The following is a 12,483-nucleotide window of genomic DNA, read 5'->3' as shown; positions in this document are numbered from 1 at the left end:
AACCACCCTCGCCACCCTCCACACCCACGGCCACCCCACCACCCGACCCACCCCACCCACCACCCACCTCGACCTCCCCACCTACCCCTTCCAACACCAGCGCTACTGGCTCACACCCACCCAGGAACACCCGGCACCCACCAACGACACCACCGACTCGTTCTGGCAGCTGATCGAGAACGGCGATGCCCAGGCCTTCGCAGCGGCGCTCGACGTGGCCGCGGACACGCCGCTGGGCAGCGCGCTGCCGGCGCTCGCCGCCTGGCGCAGCCGCTCCCGCGAGGAGTCGGCCGCCGACGGGTGGCGTCACGGATTCGCCTGGCGGCCGCTGCCCCAGCCCGTCCAGCCGCCGGTGCTGGACGGCTCCTGGCTGGTCGTGTCGCCGGCGGGCGCCGCCACCAGGGAGCCGGGGGCCGCCGTGGTGCGGGCGCTCGCCGCCCACGGCGCCCGGCCGGTCGTACTGGAGCTGCCGACCGGGGAGCTGCGGCGCGAGGTGATCGCCCGTCGGGTGGCCGAGGCCCTGGACGGAGTGTCGGCTCCGACCGGTGTCGTGTCATTGCTGGCTGCGGCCGACGGCGTGTTCCCCGGCCTGTCGGCCGTTCCGGCCGGGCTCGGCGGGACGCTGTCGCTGACCCAGGCCCTCGGGGATGCGGACGTGTCCGCGCCGCTGTGGTGCCTGACCAGGGGTGCCGTGACCGCGGACGGGCCGGGCGACGAGGCCGGTGCCGACCCCGCCCAGGCCGCGGTCTGGGGCTTGGGGCGCGTGGCCGCGTTGGAGCACCCCTCCCGCTGGGGTGGTGTGATCGACCTGCCGGACGTCCTGGACGAGCGGGGCGCTGGGTGGCTGGCGGCCGTCCTGGCCGGCCCGGGCGCCGAGGACCAAGTGGCGCTGCGTTCCGGCGGGCCGCTCGCTCGCCGTCTCGTCCGGTTGCCCGCCGGTGGCGCGGTGTCGGCACGGCCGTGGCAGCCGCAGGGCACGGTCCTGATCACGGGCGGCACGGGGGCGGTCGGCGCGCACGCCGCCCGCTGGCTCGCCCGGGCGGGCGCGGAGCACCTGCTGCTGGTCGGCCGACGGGGCCTCGATGCGCCGGGCGCAACCGAGTTGAGGGCCGAACTGGAGGTGGCGGGCGTCTCGGTGACCATCGCGGCCTGCGACGTCACCGACCGGCAGGCACTCGCCGCGCTTCTGGACGGGATTCCCGAGGAGCGGCCGCTGACGGCCGTGCTCCATGCCGCGGGTGTGCTGGACGACGGTCTGCTGGACGAGCTGACGGCCGAACGTCTCGCCGACGTTCTCAGTGCGAAGACTCAATCCGCCCTCCTCCTCGATGAACTGACGAGAAGTCAGGGGCTGTCCGCCTTCGTGTTGTTCTCCTCTCTGGCCGGGGCCATCGGCAACGCGGGGCAGGGCAACTACGCGGCGGCCAACGCCTTCCTGGACGCGCTCGCCGAACGGCGCCGGGCCGAGGGCCTGCCCGCCACGGCGGTGGCCTGGGGCCCGTGGGCTGACGGTGGCATGGCCGCAGGACCACTCGCCGAGCGGCTGCGGCGGGAGGGCCTGCCCCCCATGGAGCCGCGGCTCGCGCTGGCGGCGCTTCGCCGCACGGTGGAGCGGGAGGAGACCGGGGTGCTGGTTGCCGACGCGGAGTGGGACCGGTTCGCCGCCGCCTTCGCGGCCGTCCGGCCGAGCCCGCTGCTCGCCGAACTGGCCCCGGTCCGGACGCGGACCCGGGAGGAGCGCGAAGTCGACGGCGCGCTCGCGGAACGGCTGGGCGCGCTGCCGCCGCAGGAGCGGGAGGCGGCGCTGCTCGATGTCGTACGTTCCCAGGTCGCCGCCGTGCTCGGCCACCGGACCCCGGGCACGGTCGAACCCGAACGGGCTTTCAAGGAGATGGGCTTCGACTCGCTCTCCGCAGTGGACCTGCGCAACCGGCTGGAGCGCGCCCTGGGTTCGCGCCTGCCGGCGACGCTGGTCTTCGACCACCCGACGCCCGCCGTGCTCGCCGCCCATCTGGCCGGTGGGTCGGGAGGCGTTGAGCGGGGGCCCGGTGGGGTCATCGCGGTGATCGACCGGTTGGAGGCCGCGCTGGCCGCCGCCGACGCGGAGGACGTGGACCACGGCGCGGTGTCGGCACGACTGAGGCGCCTCGCGGCCACCTGGTCCGAGCGTCGCCCCGAGGGCGCCGGGACCACGGTGAGCGAGCAGCTGGAGGAGGCGTCGCCGGACCAGGTCATCGCCTTCATCAACAGCCAACTCGGCTTGTCCTGAAGCGGCTTGACGAGAAACCGAACCAGCACTACCAGCCGGGGATCCGGCACGTCGAGAAGGCGGGAAGAAGCGGACAATGGTGACCGAGAACAAGCTGGTCGACTACCTGAAGCTGGTGACGGCCGAACTCCACGAGACGCGCGAGCGCCTCAAGGAGGTGGAGGGCGCGGCCGTCGAGCCGATCGCCATCGTGGCCATGGGGTGCCGACTGCCCGGCGGGGTGTCCTCACCGGAGGAGCTGTGGCAGCTGGTCACCGAGGGCAAGGACGCCGTCACCGGCTTCCCCACTGATCGCGGCTGGGACCTCGATGCCCTCCACGACCCGGACCCCGACCACCCGGGCACCTGCTACGTCCGGTCCGGCGGGTTCGTCGACGCCGCCGGGTTCGACGCGGAGTTCTTCGGGATCTCGCCGCGGGAGGCCCTGGCGATGGACCCGCAGCAGCGGCTGCTGCTGGAGACGGCGTGGGAGGTGCTGGAACGGACCGGCGCGTCCCCCGACACCTGGCGCGGCAGCCGTACCGGCGTGTTCGTCGGCACCGGCATGCAGGACTACACGGCGGGGCTGCGAACGCCTCCCGAGGAGGTCGAGGGCTTCCTGGCCACCGGGAATGCGATGTCGGTGGCCTCCGGCCGGATCTCCTACGTCCTCGGCCTAGAGGGGCCCGCGGTGACGGTGGACACCGCCTGTTCCTCGTCGCTCGTCGCGCTGCATCTGGCCTGCCAGGCGCTGCGTCGGGGTGAGTGCGACCTGGCACTGGCGGGCGGGGCGACCGTGATCTCCAGCCCGTTGATGTTCATCGAGTTCAGTCGGCAGCGGGGACTGGCCCCCGACGGCCGCTGCAAGCCGTTCGCGGCGGCGGCGGACGGCACCGGCTGGGGTGAGGGCGTCGGCCTGGTGGCGCTGGAGCGGCTGTCCGACGCGCGCCGCAACGGGCGCCGGGTGCTCGCCGTCGTCCGGGGCAGCGCGGTCAACCAGGACGGCGCGTCCAACGGCCTCACCGCCCCCAACGGCCCCGCCCAGCAGCGGGTGATCCGCCAGGCCCTGGCCGACGCCCGGCTTTCCGCCGCCCAGGTGCACGCGGTGGAGGCGCACGGCACCGGCACGACCCTGGGGGACCCGGTCGAGGCGCAGGCGCTGCTGGCGACGTACGGTCAGGACCGCTCTGCGGACCAGCCGTTGTGGCTGGGCTCGCTCAAGTCCAACCTGGGCCACACCCAGGCCGCGGCGGGCGTGGCGGGTGTCATCAAGACGGTACTGGCGATGCGGTACGGCACGTTGCCGAGGACGCTGCACGTGGACGAGCCCACGCCACACGTCGACTGGTCGTCCGGGGCTGTCCGGCTGGTCACGGAGGCCCGGCCGTGGCCGGAGGACGGGCAGCCGCGGAGGGCCGGCGTGTCGTCCTTCGGCATCAGCGGCACCAACGCCCACGTGGTGCTGGAGCACGACCCGCAGCTCGACCCGCAGCTTGACCCGCGCCTCGAACCGCAGCTCGACCCGCAGCTTGACCCGCGCCTCGAACCGCAGCTCGACCCGCAGGCGGCGCCGGCCCCGGACGTCGCGTCCGGCACCGGGGCCGACGGCTCCTGCACCGGGGCCGACGGCCGCGCTCTGCCGTGGGTGCTGTCGGCCCGCGCCACGGAGGCGCTGCGCGACCAGGCGGACCGGCTGCGCACCCACGTCGAGGCGGCCCCGCGGCTGCGTCCGGCCGATGTCGGACTGTCGCTGGCCGACACGCGTTCGGTGTTCGAGCACCGGGCGGTGGCGATCGGCACGGACGGCGGGCAGCTGGGGCAGGCGCTGGCCACGCTGACGGGAGCCGACCTGCGGCTTCCGGCCGGGGAGGTGACGGTCGGTGGGACGACCGCGCTCGGGGCCGCGGTCACCGGGCGGGCCGACACCGGGGGCAGGGCGGTGTTCGTCTTCCCCGGCCAGGGCGCGCAGTGGGGCGGCATGGCCACGTCGTTGCTGGCGTCGTCCCCCGTGTTCGCCGCCCGGCTCCGGGAGTGTGCCGAGGTCCTGGACGGTCTGACCGGCTGGTCGCTGCTGGCGGTGCTGGAGGGCGATCCGCAGGCGCCGTCGCTGGAGCGGGTGGACGTCGTCCAGCCCGCGCTGTTCGCGGTCATGGTGGCGCTCGCGGAGACGTGGCGGTCGTACGGGGTGCAGCCCGCGGCGGTGGTCGGCCACTCGCAGGGCGAGATCGCCGCCGCCTGTGTGGCGGGGGCGCTCTCGCTGCAGGACGCGGCGCGCGTGGTGGTCGCCCGCTCCCGGGTGCTGCGGGCCCTCTCCGGGACGGGCGGGATGGTCGCGGTGGAGGCTCCCGCGGCGGCGGTCCGGGAGTGGCTGGGCTCGGCCGGGCCGGGTCTGGCGGTGGCGGCGGTCAACGGGCCCGGCTCCACGGTGGTGTCGGGTGACAGCGCCGCGCTGGACGCGTTCGTGGCGGAACGCGAGCGGGCCGGGGTGCAGGTGCGGCGGATCGCGGTGGACTACGGGTCGCACGCCCCGCAGGTGGAGGCCGTCGAGGCCGAGCTGGCGCAGGCCCTGGCCGGGATCCGGCCGGTGCCCGGCCGGATCCCGGTGTTCTCCACGGTCGACGGCCGGCTCGTGGACGGCGGCGGCATGGACGCCGCGTACTGGTACCGCAACCTGCGGCAGACGGTCCGCTTCGCCCCGGCGATCGCCGAACTGGCCCGGCAGGGGCACGGCGCATTCATCGAGGTGAGCCCGCACCCCGTGCTCACCTCGGCGATGGACGAGACGCTGCACGCGGACGGGCCCGGCGAGCGGCCGACGGTCGTCGCGGGCACACTGCGGCGCCACCACGGCGGCCTGGACCGGTTCCTGCGCTCGCTCGCCGAGGTGTGGGTACGGGGCGTCCCGGTGGACTGGGCGGCGTCGTTCGCCGACACCGACGCCCGGCGGGTCGAGCTGCCGACCTACGCCTTCCAACACCGCCGCTACTGGCTGGACGCCGCGGCGGCGAGCGGGGACCCGACCGCCGCCGGCCTGGGCGCGGCCGGTCATCCGCTGCTCGGGGCGCTCGTCACCGTCCCGGAGGACGACTGCCTGCTCCTCACCGGCCGGCTCTCGGCGCACACCCAGCCGTGGCTCACCGAGCACCGCGTCAACGGCCCCTTGCTGCCGGGCACGGCGTTCGTCGAGCTCGCCCTGCACGCCGGCGCGACCGCGGGGTGCGACCGGGTGGAGGAGCTCACCCTGGAGAACCCCCTGCCGCTGCCCGAGGACGGCGCACTCCAGCTGGTCGTACGGCTCGACGCACCCGACGGGGCGGGCCGGCGCGCCGTGGCGGTCCACTCCCGCCCGGAGGGCGCGGCCCTCGACGAGCCGTGGCTGCGCCACGCGCACGGCGTCCTCGCTCCCGACCCCTCCGGTTCCGCGCCCGCCTCCGACGGCGACCCGACCGCGTGGCCGCCCGCCGGCGCGGTGCCCGTCGACGTCGGCGACGTGTACGACCGGTTCCTGACCGCCGGGCTCGACTACGGCCCGCTGTTCCGCGGTCTTCGGGCCGCCTGGGAGCACGGCGGCGAGCTCTACGCGGAAGTGGCCCTTCCCGAGGACGCCCACGCGGAAGCCCGGCGCTACGGGCTGCACCCCGCCCTGTTCGACGCCGCCCTGCACACCCTGCTCCTGACCGCGCCCGGCGACGACCCCGGGAGCACCGGACACCTGCCCTTCCACTGGGAGGGGGTGACGCTGAGCGCGGTGGGCGCCACCGCGCTGCGGGTCCGGCTCAGCGGCGGCCTCGGGCGCGGACCGGTGGCCCTGCGGCTCGCGGACGGCGCCGGCCACCCGGTGGCGTCGGTGGAGTCGCTGACCGTACGACCGCTGCCCGGCCGACTCGCACCCCCGACCGGCCCGGCACACCGCGACGCCCTGTTCCGGCTCGACTGGCCGGCCCTCGACGCCGCCCCGGCCGACGGGGCCTGGACGGTGCTCACCGATGGCGACGAGCCGGCCGGCCACCCGGCCCCCGGCGGGCACACCGTCGACACCCACCCGGACCTGGCCGCACTCGATACGGCGCTCGCCGCCGGACGCCCCGTCCCCGACGCCGTGCTCGTGCGGTGCGACGGCCGGTACGCGTCGGACACGCACGAGGCCACCGCCCGGGCCCTGGGCCTGCTGCAGGGCTGGCTCGCCGGGACCCGCTGGGACGCCGCCCGCCTGGTGTTCGTCACCCGCGGCGCGGTACGCGTCGCCCCGGGCGAGCGCCCGGCGGACCCGGTGCAGGCGGCCGTGTGGGGGCTGGTGCGCTCGGCCCAGTCCGAACACCCCGGGCGCTTCGTCCTCGTGGACCGCGACGGCGACGGCCCCGTCGCCCCGGCCGACGGCATCCGGGCCGCGCTGAGCAGCGGCGAGCCGCAGTGCGCCGTACGCGCCGGCGTCGTCCACGCGGCGCGCCTGGCCCGGCCGGGCGCCGACGCCCTGCTGCCGCCGACCGGTGAGCCGGCCTGGCGGCTCGACGCCGGGGCGGGCGGCACCGTCGAGAGCCTCGCGCTCGTCCCGGCCCCCGAGGCGCTGCGGCCGCTCGCACCGGGTGAGGTCCGGGTGGCGGTCCGGGCCGCCGGACTCAACTTCCGCGACGTGCTCGTCGCCCTGGGCATGTACCCGGGAGGCGGCACGCTCGGCAGCGAGGGCGCGGGCGTGGTCGTCGAGACCGCTCCCGACGTGACCGGCTTCGCCCCCGGCGACCGGGTGTTCGGCATGCTGGCGCACGCCTTCGGGCCCACCGCGGTCACCGACCACCGCACGCTGGCCAGGATGCCGGAGGGCTGGACCTTCGCCGAGGCCGCCGCCGTGCCCGTGGTCCATCTGACGGCGTACTACGCGCTCGTGGACCTGGCCGGCCTGCGGCCGGGCGAGTCCGTGCTGATCCACGCGGCAGCGGGCGGCGTGGGCCTGGCCGCCGTCCAGCTCGCCCGGTACCTGGGCGCGGAGGTGTACGGGACGGCGAGCCCCGCCAAGTGGGACGCGCTGCGCACCGCCGGCCTGGCGGAGAACCGGATCGCTTCCTCGCGCTCGCTCGACTTCGAGGAGCGCCTGCGTGCCGCCACCGGGGGGCGCGGGGTCGACGTGGTGCTCAACTCGCTCGCCGGGGAGTTCGTCGACGCCTCGCTGCGGCTGGTCGCGGACGGCGGCCGGTTCATCGAGATGGGCAAGACCGACATCCGCGAGAACGTCCCGACGGGCCTCCGGTACCGGGCCTTCGACCTGGTCGAGGCCGGCCCCGAGCGCATCCGGGAGATGCTCGGCGAGATCCTGCGGCTCTTCACGGCCGGGGCCCTGCGGCCCTTGCCGCTCACCGTGCGGGACGTGCGCGAGGCCCCGGAGGCGTTCCGGCAGCTGTCCCGTGCCGGCCACACCGGCAAGCTCGTCCTCACCGTGCCCGCCCCGCTCGACCCCGACGGCACCGTACTGATCACCGGCGGCACCGGCGCGCTCGGGGCCCTGCTCGCCCGCCACCTGGTCACCGCCCACGGCGTGCGGCACCTGCTGCTGGCCGGCCGCCGGGGCCCCGCCGCCGAGGGCGCCGCGCAGCTCGCGGACGAACTCTCCGCACTGGGCGCCCGGGTCGCCGTGGCGGCCTGCGACCTCACCGACTCGGAGGCCGTGACCGGGCTGCTCGACGCCGTCCCCGCCGACCGCCCGCTGACCGCCGTGGTGCACGCGGCCGGCGTGCTCGACGACGGCACGGTGGAGGCGCTGACGCCGCAGCGGCTCGGCGCGGTGCTGAGGCCCAAGGCGGACGCCGCCCGGCTGCTGCACGACGCCACCGCGGGCCTGGACCTCGCCGCGTTCATCACCTTCTCCTCCGCGGCCGGTGTCTTCGGCGCCCCCGGCCAGGGCAACTACGCCGCCGCCAACGCCTTCCTGGACGGCCTGGCCCAGCACCGCCGCGCCCGCGGCCTGCCCGCGCTCTCGCTGGCCTGGGGGCTCTGGGAGCGGTCGAGCGGGATGACCGGACACCTGACCGAGGCGGACTTGCGCCGCATGGCGCGCGGCGGTCTGAAGCCGCTCACCGCCGAACAGGGCCTGGAGCTGTTCGACGCGGCACTGGCCGCCCAGCACCACGCTGTGCTGGTGCCCGTGCCGCTCGACCTGGCCGCCTTGCGCGAGCGCGACCGCGCCGGTGGGTTGCCCACCGTGCTCCGCGGCCTGGTGGCGGCCCCGACCCGTCGGCGCCTGGCCGGCAACGGTCCGGACATCGGCACCGCGGACGCGGGCGAGGAACTGCGCCGCCGCGTCGGCGCGCTGCCGCCCGCCGACCGGGAGGCGGCACTGCTGGACCTCGTGCGCGGCCACGTCGCGGCCGTCCTCGGCCATGCGGACGCCGGCGCCGTCGTTCCCGACCGGGCCTTCCGGGAGGTGGGCTTCGACTCTCTCACCGCCGTCGAGCTGCGCAACCGGCTCAACGGCTCGACCGGCCGGCGGCTGCCCGCGACGCTCGTCTTCGACTTCCCCACACCGCGGGCACTCGCCCGTCACCTCCTGGAGACCGTCTTCCTCGAAGACGGCGACACCGGGGACCCGCTCCACCGCGAACTCGACCGACTGGAGGAGCTCCTGACGTCACGTCGGCCAGACGAGGCCGACAGGGACGGGATCACCGCCCGCCTCCAGACGCTGCTGTGGCGGTGGAAGGACCGGGGCACGGCTGCCCAGGCCGAGGTGTCACCGGCCGCACGCCACGTCCCGGACGACCTGACGTCGGCCAGCGACGACGAGATGTTCGCCCTCATCGACCGGGAGATCGGAAGGCCCTGAGCACGGCCCGCCCGACTCCCGCCCCCTCCCGAACCACCACGCGCCGACACACGGCCGGCGCAAGGAGCTGACGCATGTCCAACGAAGAGAAGTTCCGCGAGTACCTCAAGCGGGTCACCACCGACCTGCGGCACGCCCGGCAGCAGTTGCAGGACGTCGAGGACCGGGCGTCGGAGCCCCTTGCGATCGTCGCCCTCAGCTGCCGCTTCCCAGGCGGCGTGGACTCCCCCGAGCAGCTGTGGGAGCTCGTGTCGGGTGGCCGGGACGCCATCGGCCCGCTGCCGGCCGACCGGGGCTGGGACCTCGACGGGATCTACGACCCGGACCCCGACAGGGCCGGTCGCAGTTACGTGCGCGAGGGCGGATTCCTGCGCCGCGCAGCCGAGTTCGACGCCGGCTTCTTCGGTGTCTCGCCCCGTGAGGCCCTGGCGATGGACCCGCAGCAGCGGCTGCTGCTGGAGACCTCCTGGGAGGCCTTCGAACGGGCCGGACTCGACCCGCACTCCCTGCGCGGCAGCCGCACCGGCGTGTTCGTCGGCGTGGGCTCGCAGAACTACGGGCTCGGGATCGGTCCCGTGCCCGCGGAGGCCGAGGGGCACCTGGTCACCGGCACCGCCACCAGCGTGGCCTCGGGCCGCATCTCGTACACCTTCGGCCTGGAGGGCCCGGCGGTGTCGGTGGACACCGCCTGCTCCTCGTCGCTGGTGGCCCTGCACCTGGCCGGGCAAGCGCTGCGCCAGGGCGAGTGCGACCTCGCCCTGGCGGGCGGGGCCGCGATCCTGCCGGTGCCCGCCTCACTCGTGGAGTTCTCCCGTCAGCGCGGGCTCGCCCCCGACGGCCGCTGCAAGGCGTTCGCCGCCTCCGCCGACGGCTTCGGCCCGGCCGAGGGCGTGGGCATGCTGCTGGTGGAGCGGCTGTCGGAAGCGCAGCGTCTCGGGCACGAGGTGCTGGCCGTGATCCGGGGCAGCGCGCTCAACCAGGACGGCGCCTCCAACGGCCTCACCGCCCCCAACGGCCCTTCCCAGCAACGGGTGATCCGGGCCGCCCTGGCCAACGCCCGGCTCACCGCGGACCTCGTCGACGCCGTCGAGGCGCACGGCACCGGTACCCGGCTCGGTGACCCGATCGAGGCACAGGCCCTCATCGCGGTGTACGGGCAGCACCGGAGTGCCGAACAGCCCTTGTGGCTGGGCTCCTTGAAGTCCAACATCGGCCACACCCAGGCCGCGGCCGGCGTCGCGGGCGTCATCAAGACGGTGCAGGCGATCCGGCACGGCGTACTGCCACGCACCCTCCACGTCGACCGGCCCACCCCGGAGGTCGACTGGTCCGCCGGCACCGTCCGACTCCTCACCGAGGAACGCCCCTGGCCCGAGACCGGCCACCCCCGACGCGCCGGCATCTCCTCCTTCGGCATGAGCGGCACCAACGCCCACGTCATCCTCGAACAAGCCCCCGACCGCGCCGTGGAGCCGCAGCCGTCCGACCCGGCCACCCCGGCCGCCGAGGCAGCACCGTGGCTACTCTCGGCCCACAGCCCCGAGGCCCTACGCGCCCAGGCCGCCCGCCTCCACGACTGGGTGAACGACCACCCCGAACAGCGCCCGGCCGACATCGCACTCTCCCTCGCCACCACCCGCTCCCTGTTCGACCACCGCGCCGCCGTCACCGCCGACGACCGCGACTCCTACCTGCGGACCCTGAACGCGCTGGCCCGCGGCGAGACCGCGCCCGATGTGTTCACGGGAGCCGTCACCCCGGCGGCCGCGTCCCGGGTGGTGCTGATGTTCCCCGGCCAGGGCTCCCAGTGGCCCGGCATGGCCGTCGAACTCCTCGACACCAACGAGGTCTTCGCCGCCCACATGCACGCCTGCGAACAAGCCCTCACCCCCTGGGTCGACTGGTCCCTCGACGACGTCGTCCGCGGCCACGTCCCCGACGAACTCGCCCAACGCGTCGACGTCGTCCAACCCGTCCTCTTCGCCGTCATGGTCTCCCTCGCCCAACTCTGGCGCTCCTGGGGCCTCAAGCCCGCCGCCGTCCTCGGCCACTCCCAGGGCGAGATCGCCGCCGCCTGCGTCGCCGGCGCCCTCACCCTCCACGACGCCGCCCGCCTCATCGCCATCCGCTCCCGCCTCCTGCGCGACCTCGCCGGAACCGGCCGGATGCTCTCGGTGGGCCTGTCGGCGGACGAGACGCGCAGGATGCTCGCCGAACGGCCGGCCCTGTCCCTCGCCGCCGACAACGGGCCCGGTTCCGTGACGGTGTCCGGCCCCACCGCCGAACTGGAGGACTTCGCCGCCGCGTGCCTGCGCGAGCGGATCTGGGCCTGGTGGGTGGACGTCGACTTCGCCGCGCACTCGGCCGAGGTGGAGGCCGTGCGGGACCGCCTGCTCGACGCGCTCGGCGACCTGACCCCGCGCACCGGCGACGTCCCGCTCTACTCCACGGTGCTCGGCCGGCGCGTCGACGGCACCGAACTGGACGCCGCCTACTGGTACCGCAACCTGCGCCAGACCGTCCGGCTGCGCGAGACCGTCGAGACCCTCGCCGACGACGGCCACACCCACTTCCTGGAATGCAGCACCCATCCGGCGCTGGCCGTGGGGGTGCGGCAGACCCTCGATGCGCAGGACCACCCGGACACGCCCGTCCTCGGCTCACTGCGCCGCGACCACGGCGGCCTACGCCAGATGCTCACCGCCGCAGCCCACGCCCACGTCCACGGCATCGAACTCCACTGGCCCACCATCCTCCAGCACCACCACGCACACCGCGTCCACCTGCCCACCTACGCCTTCCAACACCAGCGCTACTGGCTCGAACCCACCAACACCACCACCACCGACACCACCGACACCCGGTTCTGGGAAGCCGTCCACAACCAGGACCTGAGCGCCCTCTCGGAGCTGCTCGACCTGCCGGGCGGATCGGCCCACGACGGGCTGGGCGAGGCGCTGCCCGCACTCGCCCAGTGGCGCACCCGACAGCGCACCCGGTCCCGGATCGACTCCTGGCGCCACCAGATCACCTGGCAACCCCTCCCGGAGGCCGGGACAGGGACCATCCCGTCCGGCACCTGGCTCGCCGTCGTGCCGCCCGGGTCGGACCACCTGGTCACGGCTCTGCTCGGCAACGGCCCCGAGACCGTGACGCTGGAGGCGAAGCCCGGGTCGAGCCGTGCGGACCTGACGGCCCGGCTGCGCGAGCTGCTGACGGAGGGCATCGAACCTGCGGGCGTGGTCTCACTCCTCGCCCTCGACGACAGCGGCCACCCCGGGCTCCTTCAGGTGTCCGCCGGCTTCACCGGAACGCTCACCCTCGTTCAGGCGCTGGGGGACGCGGGTGTCCGGGCCCCGCTGTGGCTGCTGACCCAGGGCGCCGTCGCCGTGACCCCCACCGACCCCCTCACCACCCCCGCCCA

At 75.4% G+C, this 12,483-nt stretch carries 3 protein-coding genes; all 3 read left to right on the top strand.

Features of this window, described 5'->3' with window-relative positions:
• Nucleotides 1–2,269, top strand: a 2,269-nt coding sequence (locus ACH4E7_RS44115) for an SDR family NAD(P)-dependent oxidoreductase (protein WP_396254865.1), incomplete at its 5' end; no start/stop codon positions are given.
• A gap of 79 nt (nt 2,270–2,348) precedes the next feature.
• Nucleotides 2,349–9,059, top strand: a complete 6,711-nt coding sequence (locus ACH4E7_RS44110) for an SDR family NAD(P)-dependent oxidoreductase (protein WP_396254866.1) — start codon at nt 2,349–2,351, stop codon at nt 9,057–9,059.
• Nucleotides 9,060–9,133: 74 nt separating this feature from the next.
• On the top strand, nt 9,134–12,483 hold a 3,350-nt coding region (locus ACH4E7_RS44105; RefSeq protein WP_396254864.1), incomplete at its 3' end, for a type I polyketide synthase.

The sequence above is a fragment of the Kitasatospora sp. NPDC018058 genome (genome assembly GCF_044327205.1).
In the GTDB taxonomy this organism is placed as follows: Bacteria; Actinomycetota; Actinomycetes; order Streptomycetales; family Streptomycetaceae; genus Kitasatospora.
The sequence above is the reverse complement of the archived record's forward strand: the minus strand, read 5'-3'. Positions and strand labels throughout refer to the sequence as shown.